This is a genomic window from Brevibacillus sp. HB1.4B (genome assembly GCF_013284285.1).
In the GTDB taxonomy this organism is placed as follows: domain Bacteria; phylum Bacillota; class Bacilli; order Brevibacillales; family Brevibacillaceae; genus Brevibacillus; species Brevibacillus porteri.
Genome location: NZ_JABSUT010000007.1, coordinates 330,821 through 352,231, shown reverse-complemented (window position 1 = coordinate 352,231; position 21,411 = coordinate 330,821). Strand labels below are relative to the sequence as shown.

Genomic DNA, 21,411 nt, shown 5'->3' with positions numbered 1-21,411 from the left:
TCCTACTCCCCCTGTTGTGTTATGCAAATGACCTTGGTAAATCCCGCTTCTTGGCCAACCTGTTTCTCATCTATTTTGGAGACGAGACGTGTCACCACTACGAGCCCGTCCTCACGCAATTGCTGTGCCTCTGCCAAAGCGGCACTGCGGCAATCCTCCGTGTAAACAAGCAACACGCGAGCATGTGCTTGCCTTTTTACCAAAGGAGTGACCTGAAGCAGCCGATCCATCTTGATCGCAAAGCCTGTGGCGGATGCAGCACGCCCAAATTGGGAGAGCAATTGATCGTAGCGTCCTCCGCCCAATAGTGGGGAGCCCAAGTCCGCAGCGTACCCTTCGAAAACAACGCCTGTATAGTAGTTCAAATTGATGATCAGATTGAAATCAATCAACAAATCTTCGGTCACCCCGTAGGCTTCTAACGACTCCCACAAGGAAGCAATCGTCTCGACTGCCCTCCCTGCCTTTCCCTTGCCTGCCAGTTCGCGGGCGACCTCAATCTTCCCTTTTCCCCCTTGCAGGCGCAATAAGGATTCCAATCGGCTTTTTGCCTCCGTAGGGATGTCTACTGTCGCGAGTAGCTGCCGGAAGCCAACGAAGTCCCGTTCGTACAAAAACTGTCGGAATTGATTGCGAATAGGCTCATCCTCAATCTCTTCCTCCAAAAGACCGTCTACGAAATCAACATGCCCAATGGCAATGCGGAATGTTTCCACACCCGCTGCCCGCAAGCAAAACACAGCAAGCGCAATGGCTTCTGCATCCGCATCGACAGACGCATCTCCGATTAGCTCGATCCCGGTTTGAGAAAACTCTGCATTCCGTCCCGCTTCCTTTTCTTGTGCCCGAAACACATTTGCCTGGTAATACAACCGAATTGGCAATGCAACATCTTTATAAAGGGAGGAAACAACCCTTGCAATTGGCGTTGTCATATCCGGACGCAGGACTACGGTGTGGCCTTGTTTATCCAAGAGGCGAAACATCCGGTCTGTTAATGTCGCACTTGCTGCTCCTACCGTATCGAAGTATTCCAGAGAGGGTGTGGATATTTCGTCATAGCCCCATCTCTCGATACACTGCTGCAGCTCCCGCTCCAAGTGCCGTTGTTTCGCCAGTGATTCCGGCAGTATATCCCGCATCCCGAGCGGCTTTTCGAATCCCAACGGCTTTGCCATCTTTGTTCCCTCCATTGCATTTGCTTTACTCTGCTAATATGGTAACAAACTAAAGTGTTATGAAGAAGATTACCACGACGAGAATCTTAGGTCAACCAAGATAAGAATAGTCGGAAAATTTAACACAAAACAAAAACCGCCAGGATAAGCACCTGACGGCTGAACACAATGGAAGAGACGCTACATGACTTCTTCCTCTGAAGCTTTCATTCGAATAAGCTGCATGGGGTTCCCACCTACAAAGGCACCAGGCGGGACATCTTTATGAACAACCGTACCCGCTGCGACAATGGCCCCTTTGCCAATCGTTACTCCAGGCAAAATAGTAGTGTTGGCCCCCACTAGGACAGCATCCTCAATAATCACTTCTCCCAAACGGTATTCATCTATTAAATATTCATGCGCAAGTATGGTCGTATTGTACCCGATCACGCAATTACGGCCGATCTTGATTTTCTCCGGAAACATGATATCCATCATCACCATCAGCGCAACCGCACTATGCTGGCCTACTTCCATACGCAAAAATGTGCGGTACATCCAGTTCTTCCATGAAACAATCGGCGTATATCTCGAGAGTTGGATGACGATGAAATTTTTCATGACTTTCCAGAAGCTTACCGTTCGATACATGTGCCAAAGCGGATTTACCCCATTTACGGGATAACGTGTTGTCTTCCTCATATGCGTCTCTTTCTCCTACAAGTCAGAATCGGCATCTTCTAAAATGGCATTCGACTGTTTGCGTGTGAAGTGCATTGCTGCGTTGTAACCCATCCGTTTCAGACGGAAGTTCATCGCTGCAACCTCAATGATGACTGCCAAGTTTCGTCCTGGTCGAACAGGAACGGTAATAATCGGAATTTCGGTATCCATGATCTTCAATGTTTCCTCATCGAGCCCCAACCGCTCGTACATTTTATGTGGCTCCCACAGCTCTAGCTGAACAACCATCTCGATGTTTTTCACATTGCGCACGGCACCAGCACCAAACATCGTCATAATGTTGATAATCCCCACACCGCGGATTTCCAAGAGATGCTGAATCAGCTCAGGAGCGCTACCACTTAGCTGCCCACCCTGTGTCTGCTTAATCTCCACTGCGTCATCTGCTACGAGTCGGTGTCCGCGCTTTACAAGCTCAAGTGCGGCTTCACTCTTCCCGATCCCGCTCGATCCCATAATCAAAACGCCGACGCCATAAATGTCTGTGAGTACCCCATGAATCGTCGTCGTTGGTGCAAGACGATTCTCCAGGAAGTTGGTCACTTTCCCGACTAGCGTCGTCGTTGCCAGCGGGGACTGAAGTACAGGTACCCCCAACCGATTGGAAACGTTAATCATCTCTTCAGGCACCATCTGATTACGGGTCACACAGAAGCAAGGAACCTGACTTTGCATGAGAAAATTCATCCGTTCCAGCCGTTCCTCTGGGGTCAGCGTCTGAAAAAAGTTGATTTCCGTCAAGCCGAACAATTGAATTCGCTCTTCCACAAAGTACGAATAGTAACCGGCTAACTGCAGGCCGGGACGACTCAAATCCGTTACGGTAATCTCACGCCCCAAGCCCTCTTCCCCGCTCAAGATCGTCATATTGAAATGGTCCACTAGATGGCTCACATTCGTCTTACGCATGAATCTTCCCCCTCACATGGGATTTTCCGTCCCTATGGTTGTGTCTCTATTGTATCGAAACCTCTGTACTTACGACAACCTAATAAGACCGAGCATCCTTATTAGGCAAAAACCCCGCGACTCGTTTGAGAGAATACGGGGCTTTTTCGAACATACTATCTCTTTTCTCTTTTCATCCCTACCACAACTTCAATGAGGTAGCCAAAAATACTCATCAGTGCTGCTGCCACGATGACAGTCCCAATGTTGTCAGGCCATGGCCCCACTTCAAATCCATCAATAAAGTAGGCTGTCAACGCAAACGTCACAGCATTAATGACAAACCAGAACAAACCGATCGTCAATACTTGTAAGGGAAAAGTAAAAAACAGGAGAATCGGCCGAATCACGGTGTTGACCATCCCCAATATCAACGTAGCCCATAGTGCTACTGTGAAATTCGCGACATGAATGGAGTGGAACCACTTGCTGATCAGAAGTAGCCCAGCCCCATTTAAAAGCATTTTGATTATCCAGCGGCTCATGGTGCATTCCCCCTATACAGTCTTGCGCAACGATTAACGAATCCCCGTTACTTCCCATTCCCATTGCTCAAAAAACGTTGTCATGAATCGATGCCTGTCTTCGGCGATTTTCTGGGCAGTCTTGGTGAAAAGCTTGTCTTTGATGCGCTGCAGCTTCCAAGTGTATTCCTTATACGGTGTATGCTGATTGGGATCATCCGATTGTATGGGTTGCCCAATAACCCCAGTATAAGCAAAAACCCGAGCCACTCCAATAGCCCCAATCGAATCCAGCTTGTCGGCATCAAACAAGACCTTTTCTTCCAAAGTATGTGGAGGTCGTTCTTTGCGAAAACGATGGGCGAGAATTGTAGACTGTACACGTGAGATAAATTCTTCCGTCATACTGCGTTCGGAGAGCCATACCCCTGCTAGTCTTGCGCTGATTTCGGCATGGCACTCTCCTGTTTGCCGTTCTTCTGCTCTCCCGATGTCATGCAGCAAAGCAGCGAGGCGCAGCACTTCCATATCTGCCCCTTCCTCGCGACCAATCCGCTCACACATCGCCATCACACGCAAATTATGCTGCCAATCGTGTGCAGGATCTTGTCCATCAAAGCGCTTCTGTGCTTCTGCCACCAGATCGGCAGGTAGTGCGGCAAGAGAATCCTTCACGTAATCCATCTTTTCCTCCCCCTTTACGTCCACCTAGAAAAGATGCCCCCCTGGATCAGGGAGGCTATCTCTTGATTACTTCGAAACGAATTGCTCTAGCTTGGCATTCGTCCGTTCTCTATCTCGTTCCAAAATCGGCTTCAAATAGATACCCGTATAAGAGCCTTCTAGTTTGGCCACTTCTTCAGGTGTGCCCGTTCCGATAATCTCTCCACCGCGAGTACCGCCCTCTGGTCCTAAATCCACGATGTAGTCAACCGTTTTGATCACGTCGAGATTGTGCTCGATGACAAGAACCGTCTCACCGTTTTCAACCAATCGTTGCAATACCTTCAACAAACGATCAATGTCATCTGTATGCAGACCCGTTGTCGGTTCATCCAGGATGTAAAGCGTACGTCCTGTACTGCGGCGATACAGTTCAGAAGCGAGCTTGACGCGTTGCGCTTCCCCGCCAGAGAGCGTCGTAGCAGGCTGCCCAAGCTTTACGTATCCTAGCCCTACGTCTACAATCGTCTGTAGTTTGCGCTCAATCTTTGGCAGGTTGCGGAAAAACTCTACGCCATCCTCAATGGTCATTTCCAGCACATCTGCAATGTTCTTGCCTTTGTATTTTACATCGAGCGTCTCGCGATTGTAGCGTTTGCCATGGCAAACTTCGCAAGGCACATACACATCCGGCAAAAAGTGCATCTCGATTTTAATGATCCCATCACCACTGCACGCTTCACAACGGCCACCCTTGACGTTAAAGCTGAAGCGACCTTTTTTATAGCCGCGCACTTTGGCTTCGTTGGTGGAAGCAAACAGGTCGCGAATATCATCAAAGACACCTGTATATGTCGCCGGATTGGAACGCGGTGTACGTCCAATTGGAGATTGGTCGATGTCGATCACCTTATCCAGATGCTCCAGTCCTAGGATGCGACGATGCTCCCCTGGCTTCACCTTTGCCTTATTCAAATCGCGAGCCAGTGTCTTTTGCAAAATTTCATTGATCAATGTACTTTTTCCTGAACCAGATACACCTGTTACGGCAACAAAAACGCCTAAAGGAAGCTTCGCAGTGACGTTTTTCAGGTTGTTTTCCTTCGCACCCTCAATCTTGATCCATTTGTCCGAAGGCTTGCGACGCTCCATCGGAACAGGGATGAATTTGCGCCCACTCAAATAGGCACCAGTCAGGGAGTTAGGGTCCTTCATGACTTCATCCGGTGTTCCTGCCGCGACAATTTGACCGCCATGTATGCCGGCGCCCGGTCCAATATCAATAATATAATCGCAAGCCATCATCGTATCTTCGTCATGCTCGACGACGATCAATGTATTCCCCAGCTTGGTCATATGCTCCAGCGTCTTGATCAGACGCGCGTTATCCCGCTGATGTAGTCCGATACTCGGCTCATCCAAAATGTAGAGAACGCCCATCAGACTAGAGCCGATCTGCGTAGCCAGTCGAATCCGCTGCGCTTCTCCCCCGGACAATGTTCCCGCCGCACGGCTCAGCGTCAAGTAATCCAGTCCGACATCAATCAAGAAGTTCAGTCGCGCCTTGATTTCTTTTACGATCAGGTTCGCGATCTTCGTTTCCCGCTCTGTCAGTTCCAGCCCACCGACAAACTGATGCGCATCGAGAATCGACAGCGTAGTCAGCTCGGAAATGCTGCGCTCCCCGACCTTTACCGCCAAGCTCTCTTGACGCAAACGTTGGCCTTTGCAGACAGGACACGCCTTTTGGCTCATGAAGCCTTCGATTTGTTCACGGATGTAATCTGAGCTCGTCTCCAGATGACGTCGTTGCAGATTAATGACGACACCCTCGAACGGTACGACCGCCTCACGCACTTGCCCGAACTCGTTCTCATAGCGGAAGTGAATTTTTTCGCCTTCACTGCCGTACATCAAGATTTGTCGGTGCGCTGCTGTAAGCTCCTCGTATGGCACATCCATCCGAATGTTAAAGTGGCGGCAAGCTGATTCCAACAATTGTTGATAGTAAGTAGAAGTCTTCGGCTCCCATGCGCCAATCGCCCCATCATCGAGCGTCTTCGTCGCATCGGGAACGACCATATCCGGGTCTACCTCCAACTTGACACCCAGTCCATCACACTCCGAACAAGCACCAAACGGGCTGTTAAAGGAGAAAATCCGCGGCTCTAGCTCCCCGATGGAGAATCCACAAATCGCGCAAGCATGCTTTTCACTGAACAGCAGCTCTTCTTGCTCCATTACATCGACGATGACCTTGCCATCTGCTAAGCGAAGTGCCGTTTCCAAGGAGTCTGCGAGACGCGCCTGTACATCCGGCTTCACGACGATCCGGTCAACGACAACCTCAATGTTATGCTTCTTGTTCTTTTCCAGCTTGATGTCTTCAGACAGATCGGTAATTTCACCATTGACCCGCACACGGACGAAACCTTGCTTGCGGATGTCCTCGAACAACTTGACGTGCTCTCCCTTGCGTCCTTGTACCATCGGCGCGAGAATCTGCATTTTCGTGCGCTCAGGATACTCCAATAGTCGATCGACCATTTGTTCAATGGTCTGAGATTGGATCTCGATGCCATGCTCCGGGCAAACCGCTCTCCCAACACGCGCATACAAAAGGCGCAAATAGTCGTAGATTTCCGTAACCGTACCTACCGTGGAGCGAGGGTTGCGGCTCGTTGTTTTCTGGTCAATCGAGATCGCAGGGGAAAGTCCCTCAATCGAATCCACGTCCGGCTTGTCCATCTGCCCAAGAAATTGACGGGCGTATGCAGACAGAGACTCGACATAGCGTCGTTGTCCCTCTGCGTAAATCGTGTCAAAAGCAAGCGAGGACTTACCCGAGCCAGACAAACCCGTCAGAACGACGAATTTGTCCCTCGGAATGACTACATCAATATTTTTCAGATTGTGGGCACGTGCACCCTTTACGACAATATGTTCTAATGGCATGAAAAAAACCTCTCCTTAGAGTTCCGCCTTCAGCTCAAGAATCAAATCACGCAATTCGGCCGCACGCTCGAACATAAGGTTGCGTGCCGCTTCCTTCATTTCTTCTTCCATACGTTCTATAACAGCCACGCGATCCTTCTTCGGCATTTTCTTAAAGTCTGCATGTGGCAAGTAATCTGCTTTTTCCTCCGCAACCTTGGTCGCCTCGATCACTTCGCGGACGGACTTTTTCACGGTTTGCGGCGTGATGCCGTGCTCTTCATTGTAAGCCATCTGAATGGAGCGACGACGTTCTGTCTCTCGAATCGCAGAGGTCATCGAATCTGTCATTTTGTCCGCGTACATGATAACGCGTCCCTCTGAGTTCCGCGCAGCCCGACCAATCGTCTGAATCAGCGAACGCTCATTGCGCAGGAAGCCTTCCTTGTCTGCATCCAAAATCGCCACAAGCGATACTTCCGGCAAGTCCAAGCCTTCCCGCAAGAGGTTGATTCCGACTAGCACGTCAAACTCACCCAAGCGCAATGAACGTAATATCTGCATCCGCTCAATCGTTTTAATATCCGAGTGAAGATAGCGGACCTTGATTCCGATTTCTTTCAGATAGTCCGTCAAATCCTCAGACATTTTCTTCGTCAGAGTCGTGACGAGAATCCGCTCATTTTTCGCAATCGTGGCTTGGATTTCGCCAATCAAATCGTCAATCTGTCCCTTGATCGGACGTACCGTAACCGTTGGGTCAATCAAGCCTGTCGGACGAATCACCTGCTGCACCATTTCTGGGCTGTGCTCCAGCTCATAAGGACCCGGCGTAGCTGAAATGTAAATCGCTTGTTTCAGCTTTCCTTCAAACTCCTCGAACTTGAGTGGGCGGTTATCGCGTGCAGAAGGCAGACGGAATCCGTGATCGACCAGTACATCCTTCCGTGCGCGGTCACCGTTATACATCCCCCGAACCTGCGGCAAGGTCATATGCGACTCATCCATCATGACGATAAAATCTTCAGGGAAGTAATCCAACAAGGTATAAGGAGCATGCCCGGCAGGCAGTCCTGTCAGATGGCGCGAGTAGTTTTCAATACCGGAGCAAAAGCCCATCTCCATCATCATCTCAATATCATACCGTGTACGTTGCTCCAGTCGCTGTGCTTCCAAGAGCTTTCCCGCGTCACGGAATTCTTTCAGTCTTTCTTCCAGCTCGGCCTCGATGCTTTGGACAGCCAGCTTCATTTTCTCCTCGCGCGTCACATAGTGAGATTTAGGGAAGATGGCAATGTGATCACGCTGTCCCAAAATCTCGCCGGTCAGTACGTCAATCGAAGTAATCCGCTCTATTTCATCTCCAAAAAACTCAACGCGAATCGCCTGCTCACTCTCTGAGGCAGGGAAAATCTCCACGACGTCACCCCGCACACGGAACGTACCGCGCGTGAAGTTGATGTCGTTGCGTGTGTACTGGATATCGACCAGACGATGCAAAATCTCGTCCCGTCCTGTTTCCATGCCAACACGTAAAGACAAGAGCAACTCCCGATACTCTTCAGGAGAACCCAATCCGTAAATGCAGGAGACGGAGGCAACAATGATGACATCTCGGCGTTCAAACAAAGCACTGGTAGCCGAGTGACGGAGCTTGTCGATCTCGTCGTTAATGCTCGAGTCTTTTTCAATAAACGTATCCGATTGGGGAATGTATGCTTCGGGTTGATAGTAATCGTAGTAGCTGACGAAGTATTCCACCGCGTTGTTCGGGAAAAACTCCTTAAACTCTGCACAAAGCTGAGCGGCCAGAGTTTTGTTGTGTGCCATCACGAGTGTTGGCCTGTTCACCTGAGCAATTACCTGGGCAGCCGTAAAAGTCTTTCCCGTTCCCGTTGCCCCCAGCAATGTCTGGTGTCGCTTGCCAGCTTGCAACCCTGCCACCAGCTCGGCAATGGCGGTCGGCTGGTCACCGGACGGTTGAAACTCCGATACCAATTCAAAACGCTCCATTCCCTCGTTCATCTCCTCATAGCATGACTGTTTCTACTTCCATTATAACACAATTCCGGCTAGTTTAAGCCCAAAATTCGAACAAACGTTTGTCTTCATCTTTCCTCCAATTTTTCCGATATAAGATGAAGGAAGTGCAAACATGCACAGATAGACTCGCCACCTTCAGGGAGGATTGACATGTCAGATACCGGAACAACCGTTAAAAATAACCCATATATACAACCTCATTTGAGCTATAAAGGCAAAAAAGAATTCACCACCGAGCTCGACCAAAATGCCTTTATGAAGCTCATGCTCGAGCAGTTAAAACATCAAGACCCTATGTCCCCAATGGACAACTCTCAGTTCATCCAGCAAACAAGTATGCTGACCATGGTAGAAAAAATCACAAAAATGACCACGCTGATGGAGCAATCGAACAACAGCATGGTCACTTTGGAGAAGTATGAAAAGCTGGTAGGTCGTACTGCTTCGTACTCCCTTACTACAAAAGACGAGATGACGGGAGAAACTAAGACGGAGAAGAAAGAAGGCGTACTTGATGCCGTATACATGGATCAAGGCAAAATCTACTTCCGTATCGCAGGCGAATCGACACCGATTCCGCTGGCAGACGTCTCCGGATTGGAATCGCAAGGTCTGGCCGGCAATACGCTCGACAACAGCGTGAAGTACATGGAAATGATCGGTCGTGAGATTTCCTATAAAGTAACCAAGGAAGTCGACCGGGATGGCAATCCAGATACCAAAAACGACGTTTCCAAGGTTGATGAAATCTTGAATGGCGTCATCACTGGCTTTACCACTAAAAACGGTACCGCACAATTCCAACTGGATAATGGATCAACCGTAAAAGCCGAAGAAATCGTAGGCATGACGGTGAAACCTGAAAACAGAACAATGGGCAACTCCCTTGCCTATGCGCAAATGATCGGCTACAACATCACGTACAATCAGTCTCAGACGAATCCGGACGGTACCACTACCAATACGCCTCTTACAGGCGTGGTCAAAGCTGTCAGCATGAAAAACGGAGTAGTCGAATTCGTCCTCAAGGATGATAAGAAAGTCGCTCTCAACCAAATCACAGGATTCGAAGCAACTGCCTAGAATCCCATGCAAAAAGCCGCACATCTTCGCAATCGGAGAAGGCGGCTTTTTCTTTTGCAGGGTGCTATTCGTTTACGATCACTTTCCCGGTTATCGCATCCACATAAAACGTATCATCTACTTTAAATTCTCCCCCGCAGAAGCAATGCGAGCGAGTTTGACGGAACGAAAGGTCATAGCCGAGCTTCCATGTAATCGTGTTTTTCTCGTAATCCGGCTGGTGGATGTAGGTCAGCTCAAGTGGAAAGGTTTGCAGTAAACGGTTCATGGCCACTTGTTCTTTAAGTGCTTGGGAATGGGCCGGGTATTTGACACTGGCCGGTTTGTTTATGCTTACCTGTTCCCATGCACCCGTCCATGAATCGATCCGAATCGTATACATCCCATCCTCCACACTCTGATTGATCCCATAAACCGGAATGCCGTTCACGAGAGGATCAGCTACGATCGAGGTGTACCTTTTATTTCCATCCTCCGTTATTTGGATTTGATTGCTTCCAGACGGAGTCAGTCTTTTCAAAAGCTTATCCGCTTCTATTCGATCTCGCTTCTTATCCGTTTTCACATTAGACCATTGCGGATTGTTCACCCTCGTAGAAAATTCAAGCAGTTCACCAGTTTTCGCATCCGTCACGAGAAGATGATGCTGCTCGCCGTTACTGCTTCCCTCGGGAAAGGTAGCCATTCGTGATATCTTGTCAGCATCGGGAACCCCCTCACCAAAATTTCCCCATATGAAATAACGAAGGGCTGGACCATCATCGTAACTCGCCTCGTAGATGGATAGCGGCAGCTTTTCTGTTTCGATTCGAAACAACATGCGTAACAAATCACGCGCTTGCGACTCTGTTTGCGCTACCCACTTCTCACCTGTTCCTGTCACATTGATGGTCTGAGGCGGATTGGTTGTCCCTCGGGTATTCTTTGTTACTAATCGTTTGCCACTAAAGGCATCTAATGCACTACCTGTATGTCGCTGCGTTATAATTCCATTTTTCAGGACATAAGCAAGCTTTGCTTCTACCTGATCGCTTTGCTTATGAATGGGCAATAAATAAACAAGTTCCAATGGACGGCTTTCTTGCCACTTTCGTACAGCTTGTTCGGAAGAGATGACGCGCTGTGGAGATGGGAGTGAAGCGGGACTTACTTTTTCGTATAGCCTGCCATCAAAAGTGGAAAACCAAACAATTCTTCCCGATGCATCAAAACTGACGAGACAATCATAATCGTCATCGAGTACAACATTATTCAGGACTCGCACCAGTCGAACCGTCAACAGGTCCTTATTTTTATAAACCTCTCTCGCTTGATAGGCGTTACCTGTACCTGTTCCCTGCAAACCAGCGACAAAAGCCAGCGCACGTGTTTTGGCCTGCTGCTCAGTCGGGTAGGCAGGCTTTGTTGCTATTTTCGGAGTAAGATTCAGTCTGAGCAACTCCCCTGTCTGTCCGTCGAAAATCGCATCATCCATGGACGATTCGGCCTCAGCAGCAGACTGTGCAAACGTGACCACCACCCCACTAACACCAGGTCCATCCACATCGCCACCGTAAACGACATAGCGCGAAGACAGCTCCGGTAAAAGCTTGACTAGCTTTTGGACACCTTTCGTCACGTGCATCGGGACAGCCACAACCGATTGAGCCTGCGCTACGGTCACAGGACTCGTTGCGCCTACTCCTGATAAGGGGGAGGCAAAAATTGTGGCTGCAGCTAATGTACCCGACAAAAACCACGAGACCGTTCTTTTCACTTTGAACACCGAACCCACTCCCTCTTTTTTCCTCCTACATTGAGACGCAACTGCCACCAGTAAGTTTCCGAATGGACAAGCTTTTCTAGAAAAAAAGAAGGTATGCATTTTTGACTGCATACCTTCTCCCCAACTATCCTTATGCTCCTACATTCAGCTTCTCCAGCTTTTGCTTGATCAGCTCGACTACACTGGCGCGTTTCAAATCAACAAATGCACGGGTATTTGCATCCGGAACCACAATGATCCCCAACTGGTGATGATTACCCGCATAGACTGCACACTGTACGAACTTCAGCTCGCCCTCACGCGTGAGTAATTCCATTTTGCAAAAGGCAGGATTGGCTTGTAGTGCTGGATACAAATCTTCTTTTTCCCGCACCGAAATGCCATTTACTTTCACGATAATCTCACCGGGCGTGATGCCGATTTCCTCTGCTCTCGTCCCTGGAATGACACCCATTACTTTTACACCACGTGAAGACTGGATGAAATAAGGCGAACGCTTTCTTTCTTGATACTGACTCCAGAAAAACAACGCCTCATGACCGAATAGTGCAAAGATCGCGGCCAGCAAGATCAACGGATAAAACCATACAGCCAGAGCACATAACCCCAACAAACCAATCGCATACAGTGTCAAATTTTTCGCAACCTGCGTTGCTTTTCTATAAGGTGTCATCGTTTGCGTCATATCGGAGAACCCGGTCACCGTCGGCAAAAGCATCAGTCCGAATGAAGCGGCTTCCGGCGAAAAGAACGGCCACCCCGGATACAATGCACCACTGATAGCACCTGGCTCCAGCTGTACGAACAACACGGCTGGCGTCAGCCAAAAAGAATGAAGCAAATAGGCACCGACGATCCGACCACGCTGCCCTTCCACGAATAGCGGAGAAGCGTCCCGCCCACCATTCCAGCGTACGAGCATCGCTTCAATCAGATGCATAACCGCAACTAACGCAAGCAACGGCAAAGGTTTCGCCTGACGTATCATTTCCCAGACATAGCTCAATCCAGGAACATCCGTAACCGGTGGAATGACCTGTGTGATCGCGTGTAAAATCGCCAAAATCCCTGCAGCATATGCGAAACAAAGAAACCGTAAACGAATCAGCGCCAAGATAAGCGCCAATCCCCATAGTATCCACAAATCCTGTGCTTGTACGACCACGCCGAGTCCTGCACTAAGAAGAGAAATAAGCAAGCCTCCCACCAAGCCCATCCCTACTGCCCGTATCGTCGAGAGCAAGGGTGACTGAATGCGTGCAGAAAAAAGCTGTCTTTCCAGGTTCATCTGTCTGCGATAATGCAAATAAATAAAAACCAGAAAGAGATAGAAAACAGGATTGATAAAAAATGCGGCAAAGCCATATGCAATGGTAAGCATATCTGCCTGTATCGCCAATTGCCTCACCTCAACTAAAAGAAAGAAAAACCACGGCATTTGATTTGCCGTGGTTATCATTTCTACGGAAAGCAGGGAATTACCTGCTTCCATTTTCTTGATTATTCATTACTTGCCCGTAACTACATCCAGAGCTTTTTGCAATTGCAGGTCATTCTCTGGCTTCGTCATCGTTTTACGGAGACTTTCTTCCAGCGAAGAGCGTGTCTTCGCGTCTACTTTACCAGTTACCTCAAGCTTGCTGGAGGTTTGGAACTGCTTGATTGCTTCCTCTGTCTTTTCATCAAAATAGCCATCTTCTCGTCCTGGGGACAGATTCAAGCCCTTCAGGATGAGCTGCAGGTTTTTCACGTCAGTACCAGCCATGTCGCGCTGCAATACTTTATCTGCCGGCAACAGAGTTGCGTTGAAATAGTCTGGTTGCTTGACTGCAAAGTCTGGTGTAATGCCTTTTTTATGGACCCATTCGCCCTTCGGCGTGACCCACTTGGCAATCGTCAGCTTCAATTGGCTCTTGTCGTTCATTTCCATTGTACTCTGAACGGTTCCCTTACCAAAGGTCTTCTCGCCAACTAGCTTGTAGTTGCCGCTATCCCGCATGGCACCTGCCAAAATCTCCGAAGCACTGGCGCTTCCGCCATTAATCAGTACTGAGATTGGATAAGACTTAGCAGCTTCTGTTGTCGAGAAATATTCTTCTTTTTGCTGTCCGCCATTTCCATACTCGATTTGCACGATCTTGCCTTTATTCGGTACGAGGATTTCTCCGATTTCTTTCACAGCCAGCAAATACCCGCCCGGATTGCCTCGAACGTCAATTACCAAACCGCCAATCCCCTTCTGCTCGAGAGCAGCCAGCTGTTCTTTGAAGTGCTTAGCTGTGTCTGTAGAGAATTGGGTAATGTTGATTACGCCTACTTTAACACCATTCTTCTCGAGTATCTGACTGTTTACCGTCTCAATCGGAATATCATCCCGCACACACACGATGGTAAGAGGCTCTGGCACTCCGGCTCTCACTACTTTGAGAACCGCCTTTGTACCTTTAGGCCCGCGAATCTTCGTCACTGCCTGATGCAGGTCCAATCCTTCAAGAGATTCATCATTTACACTCAAAATTTGGTCGTTTGGTCGCAGCCCTGCACGCTCCGCTGGAGAGTTTTTGAATGGTGAAACAACCGTTACCCGACCATTTTGCATCGTAACTTCTGTCCCGATCCCTTGGAAAGTCGAATGTAGGGTAGATGTGAACTCCTCAGCAGAACGAGGGTCCATGTAATCACTGTACGGATCTTCGAGCGACCCGACCATTCCGCCAATTGCACCTTCTACTAATTGCTCATTGGTGACATTTTGGATGTAATCTTTCTTGATCGTGGAAAACGCCTCGTACAACTTCTGGAACTCTTTCGGATAATCTCCGCTCCCAGAAAACAGCGCCATGCTGGAAGCTGTTAAAGCCCCACCTTGACTTGAACTGGCGCTAGCCGATGTCTTCATGATCGCCATCGTAATAAAACTGCTGGCTACCATCGAGATGAGTACAAGCGCGATTACGGTACGTCCTTTCCATCTCACTGTTACGTCACCATCCTTTGTGCTACCGGAAAAAGATATGCTGCTAGTTTATGCATGTTCCGTTAACAATATTTGTCTGGTCGCACGAGGTCTACTTCAAATACGGCATTGGGTTGACTGCTACGTCATTTTTATAGACGGTAAAGTGCACGTGATTCCCGGTTGAGCGACCTGTTGATCCTACCTCTGCGATCTTTTGACCTCTCGATACGGATTGCCCAACAGAAACCTTGATCCCACCCTCACGAATATGACCGTACAAAGTGGTATATTCCGCATTATGCTTGATCATTACTGTATTCCCGTAGCCGCCATTGTATCCTGCAAAGAGAACGACTCCGTCAGCCGCTGCCATAATTGGCGTTCCTTTCCGTGCTGCCATATCTAAACCATTATGCCCAGCTGAGCGGCCTGTAAACGGATCACTCCGCATTCCGAAGCCCGAAGTGAAGCGGAATTGTCCACTTGCGACTGGCAAGGCAAACTTTCCACCCTTGTAGCCTGTACTAGAGGCGCTCATCGCACGTACTCGTTCCGCGTATTTGGCTGATTCCTGTTTGGTGATAGCCAAAAGCTCCTGACCATATTGCTCCAAATCCACTTCCAGAGCAGATTCTTTCTTATCCAGTGCTGCCTTGACCACTAGACTTTGCTTGTACTGCTTGTCCAATTCGACTTTGAGATCCTCAGCCTCATCGAACATCCCAGCGTACACAGTCAGTTGATGATCAATTTCTTTCTTTTTGGTCTCTATGGTTTCCTTATCGCGAATGTTATCCTCTAAAATACGCGTGTCCTGCTCCAAAATAAGCTGCAAGGCCTGCATACGCGTCAAAAAGTCCCCAAAGTCAGAGGAACCGAGAAGTACATCCAAATAAGAGATCGTACCGCGTTCATACATGGAAGTCACACGCGTTCTGAGTAAGGCATCCCTTTTGGCTACGCGGTCTTTTGCTTCATCTAACTGATCCTGAGCGTTTGCTGCTTTTTCCTTGGTATCATCCATTTGCTGCTCAAGCTTGTCCAGCTTTTTCTGTGTATCGTTGCGACGCAAATCAATTTGCATCAATTGCGTCTCCAAGCCTTTTTTCTCTTTTTGCACGACATTGATCTGTTCTTCGGTCTTCTTCAATTGCTGCTGCTGGCTTTTCTTCTTCTTTTGGATGTCTTTTAGCTCTCGATTAATCTTGTCCAAAGAAGCCTTACTAGGCGCTGCCAAGCTCACATTTGTCGGGAGCACAGTACCGACTACAAGCCCAGTGATTACGAGTGCTAGCAGGATTCTCTTTCTCATGATACTCCTCCCACGCTCTTCAAATTATTAAACTCGCAAGAAGCGACGTACGGACACCAAACTTCCCCAAATCCCGATGAATGCACCAATCGCTAGCAAAGCCAGCGCCACTTGATACACGAGCGGGAATAGCGGCAACAGTTTAAACAGTTGGGAAGCTTCAAAGCTGGAGTGAATGGCATCCAGAAGGTAGTAATATCCAACCATTAACATAATGGTTGGAATCAATGCCCCTGCCACACCCATCAACAGCCCTTCCACAAAGAATGGCCAACGGATAAACCAGTTCGTGGCCCCAACCAACTTCATGATTTCAATCTCTCTGCGACGTGCCACAATCGTCAGCTTAATCGTGTTGGCAATCAAGAACATCGCTGTAAAGCCAAGTCCAATAATAAAGGCAATCCCGACATTACGAACTGCTCCTGTCAAGGAAAACAGCTTATCCACAGTGCCTTCCCCATAGGTTAGGCTTTTGACATACTGGAGATTTTTAATTTGAGCGGCAACAGCAGCAGTGTCTTGCGGTTGCTTCGTTTTTACGGTAAACGCATCCGGCAGAGGATTGCTTTCCTCCAAGCCTTCAAACAAGTACGCTTTTTCACCAAGGCTCTCTTTAAACTGCTTTAGACCCTCGTCTTTCGGTATAAATGAAACGGATTCCACTTGCGGAAGTTTCTTGATGTTGTTCTCAACCTGCGTGATGTTTTCTTTTGTCGCCAGCAAGTCCATGAAAACGCGAATTTCCACTTGTTTTTCGACGGATTGTGCAAAGTAATTGACGTTCATCGCCAACACGAGAAAAACTCCCAAAATAAAGAGGGTAATGGTCACGGCACTAATAGAAGCGAACGACATCCAGCCGTTCCGCCCGAGGTTTTTGACCCCTTCACGGACATGGCGCCCCAGCGTCCTAATCTTCATAACCGTATTCCCCTCTCTGCTCATCACGGGCGATTTGGCCTGCTTCGATCGCAACCACCCGTTTTCTCATGGTGTTTACAATTTCCCTGTTGTGTGTCGCCATGACGACTGTCGTTCCTCGCTGATTGATTTCTTCAAACAGCTTCATGATTTCCCATGAGGTCTCTGGGTCCAAGTTCCCCGTTGGTTCGTCCGCGATAATAATTCCCGGACTATTCACCAGTGCACGCGCTAAAGCAACACGTTGCTGCTCACCACCGGACAGCTCGCTCGGCAGCATTTTTGCTTTATGCTTGAGCTTTACCAGTCCCAAAACATCCATCACGCGCGGCTTGATTTGTTTGGGATTACTCTCGATTACTTCCATCGCAAATGCGACGTTTTCGAAAACAGTCAATGTCGGCAGCAGCTTGAAGTCTTGGAATACAACACCGATACTGCGGCGGACTAATGGAATTTGACGCTCTTTAATTCTGCTGACATTGAAGCCACCCAAAAAGATTTGTCCTTTCGTCGGCTTCTCTTCACGGTACATTAATTTGATAAACGTAGATTTACCCGCTCCACTGGGGCCTACTACGTACACAAATTCACCCTTTTCGATTCGAATGTTGATACCTTTCAAAGCATTCGTACCATTCGGGTATGTTTTCCACACATCGAACATTTCGATCAAGCAAATCACATCCTACTTCGTCAGATCCTTCTTTATGTATCTTGATCCTGATTTTTTGTTAACGGTAAAATCGACAAAACCCCTCTACCCACTAGCAACCGCTGCCATACCTTGTTGAAAAACAGCGGGATTTCCCATCTTATCCATTATACCACCACGATTCAAGGATGGTATCCACTAAATCTCTCATTTCTTGTCGAAACAGCTTCGATTGTTAACAACTGTCACGAATTAGGGAGAAAATAAGATTGCACATTCCCGCCTAGCATCATGGAAAACAGTTGGCTACAATGAGTGTGACAAGAGGTTATTCATGTAAAAAGGAGCTGGATATAACGTGGAAAATTTTGTTTACCATAACCCGACTCAGCTGATTTTTGGACGGGGTCAATTGGCCCAGCTCGAGGAAAAAGCAAGACAGCTAGGTCCCACTGTTCTTTTGGTATATGGTGGTGGCAGTTTCAAACGAACCGGACTCTACGACAAAGTAATTTCTCTCCTCCAGTCTGCGGGCTGCCGCGTACATGAATTGGCAGGAGTGGAGCCAAATCCACGTCTGAGTACCGTGAACAAAGGAATTGAGCTATGCCGCCAAGAAGGCGTTAATTGGATACTCGCTGTTGGTGGAGGCAGTGTAATCGACGCGGCCAAAGCAGTCGCGATCGGTGTGCCTTACGAGGGAGATGTGTGGGATTTTTATACGCGTAAAGCGGTCGCACAAGAGGCTCTCCCCCTCGGTACCGTACTGACACTTGCTGCTACGGGTTCTGAAATGAACCGGGGAAGCGTCGTCACCAACTGGGAGACACAAGAAAAGCATGGAGCTGGCACAACGTTTCCAGCGTTTTCGATTCTGGATCCTGCGCATACGTTTAGCGTACCTCGCGACCAAACGATCTACGGAATCAGCGACATTTTGTCCCATGTATTCGAGCAGTATTTCACGCATACAACCGAAATTCCGTTGCAAACACGTTTTGCTGAGTCGATCATGAAGACCGTCATCGAAAATGCAGAACGCGTCCTCACGAATCCGGAAGACTACGATGCTCGCGCCAACATCCTGTACTGCGGAACAATGGCATTGAACGGCACTCTCCCGGTTGGCGTCACAACAGACTGGGCAACTCACTCCATTGAGCATGCAGTCAGTGCTGTTTACGACATCCCGCACGGTGGCGGTCTGGCGATCATCTTCCCGAAATGGATGCGCTATGTGTACCGTGATAACGTCGCTCGCTTCGTGCGCTTCGCAACAGAGGTATGGAATGTCGATCCTTCCGGCAAGACAGATGATGAGATCGCCTTGGAAGGGATTGCCGCTACAGAAGCTTTCTTTGCCCGTATCGGTGCCCCGACCCGCTTGGCTGATTACGACATCACCGACGAGCACTTGCAACTGATGGCCGAAAAAGCCACTCCGTTTGGCCCGATTGGTCAGTTTAAAACGTTGACGAGTGACGATGTGGCGCAGATTCTTCGCATGTCTTTGTAAACACAAACAAACGCCGCCTTCCAGAAATGGGAGTACGGCGTTTGTTACTTTGATCGTCAATTTTGATTCAGCCATTTTTTACGAATAAGATATCCGCATAACAGCACCAACGGTACACCGAAGCTATAAGTAAAATCATAGAATGGCCAGTACTTCGAAATGATGTCGCCAAAGACGACGATATTGGGTGAGAAAATCGTGGACATCACCATGAGCAAAATGATGTACGGAAAGATTAGAACCTTGAAGTTGTCGATTCGAAAAACGTGACGGATTCCCAAATGAAAAAACAGGCAATACAGCGTAATTTTGACGCTCACTGCGATAAACCAGATCACCGCGATAATCGCTTCTAGCCGCTGAATGAAATCCCCGAGCTTCAGCTGTTTGATGAGAACATAGGTCGGATAAAAATGCCGCGCAGTCTGATCTGCCCCCAAAACAAGGATGCACATCAGCATGATGATGAACAGCACAATTCCCCCAAGCAACGTCCCCAGAAAAAAATATCTCATCCGTTTTTGGATGGGCGAGACAAACGGAAGAACCGCCATAAAAATGACCAGCTCTGAATAAGGAAAGGCAATTGCCGCCGTAGATCCCTGCAAAATAGGCTTCCACCCATTTTCAAAAACAGGTGAAATTCTCGATATTTCCGCCTGTGGCAGCAGAGTAATCATGAGTAAAACAAAAAAGAAAAAGAACCAGACAAAATAGATTTCTGCCGATTCTGCCACTGTTTGCAGTCCCAAACTCACCCCAAACATAATCACAATGACAAACAACAGCTGTATCGCGAATCTTGGAGTCGAGACTAATAGATGCGTACCAACAAAGTCGCCAATTTCCATCACATGCGCCCCTGCTGAAAACAGCGTATAGCTAATAAACGAGAGTGTAATGATCGTTCCTAATACTCTCCCAACGGTTTGATCCACAAAGGTGAAAAAGCTTTGATTCCGATAAAGCTTCCCCACAGCTATGAGTAAGACAATATTGAGCAGTCCCACCACAAGCCCGATCAGGACGGATATCCACGCATCCTGTTTCGCGAGTGCAGCCGTCATGCCAGGCAGGACGAGAACGGAGTCCCCAATGGTAACAAGGGTGACGAGCATCAATAGTTGACGGGGACTGATCTTGTAGCTCTCTTGCATGATTGCTCCCTGCTCTCTTTAGGCCTTCGATTCCTTTGTACAATTATTTCCTCCATGAATCGGCGCTAAACACATAGGCATTTCATGCTATGATAAAGAAAAATATGTAAATTTCGAAATGGACTGGAGGACTGCAACCATGTACAGAGTAAAAAAGCAGGACGTGATTTATGCCATGTCTCCTGAGAATCAGCCGGTCTTGAAGGTAGAAGCAGGCAGTATCGTAACGGTTGAAACCTGCGATTGCTTCGAGGACCAAATCCAATCAGCTGACACCGTGTTTCAAGAGCTTGATTGGAATCGGATCAACCCCGCTTCAGGACCTATTTATATAGAAGGAACAGAACCAGGCGATATTTTGGTTGTTCATATTCAGAAAATTGAGATTAAAAATCAAGGCGTAATGGTTACTGGACCAGAACTGGGTGTAATGGGATTCGACCTCCAAGAAAATGTAATCAAAATGATTCCGATACAAGATGGACAAGCTGTATTGTCAGACAAGCTTCAGGTTCCACTCAATCCCATGATTGGCGTAATTGGAACAGCTCCTGCCAAAGAAGCCATTTCATGCGGTACGCCAGGCGATCACGGCGGCAACATGGACTGCAAGCAAATGCGCGAAGGTACTACATTGCTTTTACCCGTAAATGTTCCCGGCGCATTATTTGCCCTGGGTGACCTTCATGCTGCAATGGCTGACGGTGAAGTAGCTGTATGTGGCGTGGAAATTGCTGGGGAAGTAACCGTAAAGCTCGATGTGATAAAAGGAAAACAGTGGCCGCTACCGATGGCAGTCAACCAAGAGCACCTGATCACGATTGCATCGGAAAAAGAGCTGGACAAGGCTGCGGATCGAGCGGTAATCAACATGGTACAATTTCTACACGAAGAGCTGGGAGTAGAAAAGGCCGAAGCCACCTTCTTGCTCTCCGCTGCGGGAGATTTGCGTATCTGTCAGGTAGTCGATCCTTTAAAGACGGCCCGCATGGAGCTGCCTCTTGCGTACGCAACTGCATTAGGCTTTGATTCGAAAATAGTCGGTAGATAAGGATAGAACGCAAAAAAACCCCAAAGCTCTGGG

The 21,411-nt window shown here is 48.3% G+C and carries 17 protein-coding genes; 3 read left to right on the top strand and 14 right to left on the bottom strand.

The genetic code is table 11. From position 1 onward, the window contains the following. Nucleotides 1-2 precede the first annotated feature (2 nt). The 7 genes from HP398_RS19125 to uvrB form a co-directional block, all read right to left on the bottom strand. Nucleotides 3-1,178, bottom strand: a complete 1,176-nt coding sequence (locus HP398_RS19125) for an ATP phosphoribosyltransferase regulatory subunit (protein ID WP_173623380.1) — start codon at nt 1,176-1,178, stop codon at nt 3-5. Nucleotides 1,179-1,358: 180 nt separating this feature from the next. After that, complete coding sequence (locus HP398_RS19120; RefSeq protein WP_017252230.1) at nt 1,359-1,862, bottom strand: acyltransferase; 504 nt, start codon at nt 1,860-1,862, stop codon at nt 1,359-1,361. A 15-nt stretch (nt 1,863-1,877) separates the two neighbouring features. After that, on the bottom strand, nt 1,878-2,813 hold the full coding sequence (gene hprK, locus HP398_RS19115; RefSeq protein ID WP_017252231.1) for an HPr(Ser) kinase/phosphatase: 936 nt from the start codon (nt 2,811-2,813) through the stop codon (nt 1,878-1,880). A gap of 155 nt (nt 2,814-2,968) precedes the next feature. After that, complete coding sequence (locus HP398_RS19110) at nt 2,969-3,337, bottom strand: phage holin family protein (protein ID WP_173623379.1); 369 nt, start codon at nt 3,335-3,337, stop codon at nt 2,969-2,971. Between the two features lie 33 nt (nt 3,338-3,370). Then, the gene (locus tag HP398_RS19105) at nt 3,371-4,000 is read right to left on the bottom strand and encodes an HD domain-containing protein (RefSeq protein WP_017252233.1); all 630 of its coding nucleotides are present in this window, start codon (nt 3,998-4,000) and stop codon (nt 3,371-3,373) included. Between the two features lie 66 nt (nt 4,001-4,066). Continuing rightward, nucleotides 4,067-6,934, bottom strand: a complete 2,868-nt coding sequence (uvrA, locus tag HP398_RS19100; protein ID WP_173623378.1) for an excinuclease ABC subunit UvrA — start codon at nt 6,932-6,934, stop codon at nt 4,067-4,069. A 15-nt stretch (nt 6,935-6,949) separates the two neighbouring features. Continuing rightward, nucleotides 6,950-8,926: an excinuclease ABC subunit UvrB gene (gene uvrB, locus HP398_RS19095; RefSeq protein WP_017252235.1), complete on the bottom strand. Its 1,977-nt coding sequence runs from the start codon at nt 8,924-8,926 to the stop codon at nt 6,950-6,952. Nucleotides 8,927-9,106: 180 nt separating this feature from the next. On the opposite strand from uvrB, the gene HP398_RS19090 reads away from it, so the two are divergent. After that, on the top strand, nt 9,107-10,039 hold the full coding sequence (locus HP398_RS19090) for a flagellar hook assembly protein FlgD (RefSeq protein WP_017252236.1): 933 nt from the start codon (nt 9,107-9,109) through the stop codon (nt 10,037-10,039). A 64-nt stretch (nt 10,040-10,103) separates the two neighbouring features. On the opposite strand, the gene HP398_RS19085 is transcribed toward HP398_RS19090, so the two are convergent. From HP398_RS19085 to ftsE, 6 genes are all read right to left on the bottom strand, one after another. After that, nucleotides 10,104-11,813: a hypothetical protein gene (locus HP398_RS19085; RefSeq protein WP_017252237.1), complete on the bottom strand. Its 1,710-nt coding sequence runs from the start codon at nt 11,811-11,813 to the stop codon at nt 10,104-10,106. A 121-nt stretch (nt 11,814-11,934) separates the two neighbouring features. Continuing rightward, nucleotides 11,935-13,296 carry a PDZ domain-containing protein gene (locus HP398_RS19080; protein WP_173623377.1) on the bottom strand — a complete coding sequence of 454 codons (1,362 nt, stop codon included), beginning with the start codon at nt 13,294-13,296 and terminating at the stop codon, nt 11,935-11,937. A 15-nt stretch (nt 13,297-13,311) separates the two neighbouring features. Next, nucleotides 13,312-14,781: a S41 family peptidase gene (locus tag HP398_RS19075; protein ID WP_069850783.1), complete on the bottom strand. Its 1,470-nt coding sequence runs from the start codon at nt 14,779-14,781 to the stop codon at nt 13,312-13,314. A 91-nt stretch (nt 14,782-14,872) separates the two neighbouring features. After that, nucleotides 14,873-16,075, bottom strand: coding sequence for a murein hydrolase activator EnvC family protein (locus HP398_RS19070; protein ID WP_017252240.1), 1,203 nt, complete (start codon nt 16,073-16,075; stop codon nt 14,873-14,875). A gap of 27 nt (nt 16,076-16,102) precedes the next feature. Further along, a complete protein-coding gene (ftsX, locus tag HP398_RS19065) occupies nt 16,103-16,999 on the bottom strand; it encodes a permease-like cell division protein FtsX (protein ID WP_017252241.1) in 897 nt (298 codons plus the stop codon). Continuing rightward, nucleotides 16,989-17,675, bottom strand: coding sequence for a cell division ATP-binding protein FtsE (gene ftsE, locus HP398_RS19060; protein ID WP_015893511.1), 687 nt, complete (start codon nt 17,673-17,675; stop codon nt 16,989-16,991). The genes ftsX and ftsE overlap by 11 nt, the downstream gene beginning before the upstream one ends. 337 nt (nt 17,676-18,012) lie before the next feature. Between ftsE and HP398_RS19055 the strand changes: the two genes are divergently transcribed. Beyond that, nucleotides 18,013-19,170, top strand: a complete 1,158-nt coding sequence (locus tag HP398_RS19055; RefSeq protein WP_173623376.1) for an iron-containing alcohol dehydrogenase — start codon at nt 18,013-18,015, stop codon at nt 19,168-19,170. Nucleotides 19,171-19,226: 56 nt separating this feature from the next. On the opposite strand, the gene HP398_RS19050 is transcribed toward HP398_RS19055, so the two are convergent. Beyond that, the gene (locus HP398_RS19050; RefSeq protein ID WP_173623375.1) at nt 19,227-20,327 is read right to left on the bottom strand and encodes a GerAB/ArcD/ProY family transporter; all 1,101 of its coding nucleotides are present in this window, start codon (nt 20,325-20,327) and stop codon (nt 19,227-19,229) included. A gap of 139 nt (nt 20,328-20,466) precedes the next feature. Here HP398_RS19050 and HP398_RS19045 point away from each other — a divergent pair, with 139 nt between their 5' ends. Then, entirely contained in the window at nt 20,467-21,378 is a 912-nt protein-coding gene (locus tag HP398_RS19045) for an acetamidase/formamidase family protein (protein ID WP_017252244.1), read from the top strand. Nucleotides 21,379-21,411: the final 33 nt, after the last annotated feature.

What these genes read in the sequence shown, in the direction of transcription:
- uvrB (WP_017252235.1), bottom strand. Translation starts at nt 8,926, where the DNA reads ATGGAGCGTTTTGAATTGGTATCGGAGTTTCAACCGTCCGGTGACCAG.
- HP398_RS19080 (WP_173623377.1), bottom strand. Translation starts at nt 13,296, where the DNA reads ATGGAAGCAGGTAATTCCCTGCTTTCCGTAGAAATGATAACCACGGCA.
- ftsX (WP_017252241.1), bottom strand. Translation starts at nt 16,999, where the DNA reads ATGAAGATTAGGACGCTGGGGCGCCATGTCCGTGAAGGGGTCAAAAAC.
- hprK (WP_017252231.1), bottom strand. Translation starts at nt 2,813, where the DNA reads ATGCGTAAGACGAATGTGAGCCATCTAGTGGACCATTTCAATATGACG.
- HP398_RS19090 (WP_017252236.1), top strand. Translation starts at nt 9,107, where the DNA reads ATGTCAGATACCGGAACAACCGTTAAAAATAACCCATATATACAACCT.
- HP398_RS19120 (WP_017252230.1), bottom strand. Translation starts at nt 1,862, where the DNA reads ATGAGGAAGACAACACGTTATCCCGTAAATGGGGTAAATCCGCTTTGG.
- HP398_RS19105 (WP_017252233.1), bottom strand. Translation starts at nt 4,000, where the DNA reads ATGGATTACGTGAAGGATTCTCTTGCCGCACTACCTGCCGATCTGGTG.
- HP398_RS19050 (WP_173623375.1), bottom strand. Translation starts at nt 20,327, where the DNA reads ATGCAAGAGAGCTACAAGATCAGTCCCCGTCAACTATTGATGCTCGTC.
- HP398_RS19125 (WP_173623380.1), bottom strand. Translation starts at nt 1,178, where the DNA reads ATGGCAAAGCCGTTGGGATTCGAAAAGCCGCTCGGGATGCGGGATATA.
- uvrA (WP_173623378.1), bottom strand. Translation starts at nt 6,934, where the DNA reads ATGCCATTAGAACATATTGTCGTAAAGGGTGCACGTGCCCACAATCTG.
- HP398_RS19045 (WP_017252244.1), top strand. Translation starts at nt 20,467, where the DNA reads ATGTACAGAGTAAAAAAGCAGGACGTGATTTATGCCATGTCTCCTGAG.
- HP398_RS19110 (WP_173623379.1), bottom strand. Translation starts at nt 3,337, where the DNA reads ATGAGCCGCTGGATAATCAAAATGCTTTTAAATGGGGCTGGGCTACTT.
- HP398_RS19070 (WP_017252240.1), bottom strand. Translation starts at nt 16,075, where the DNA reads ATGAGAAAGAGAATCCTGCTAGCACTCGTAATCACTGGGCTTGTAGTC.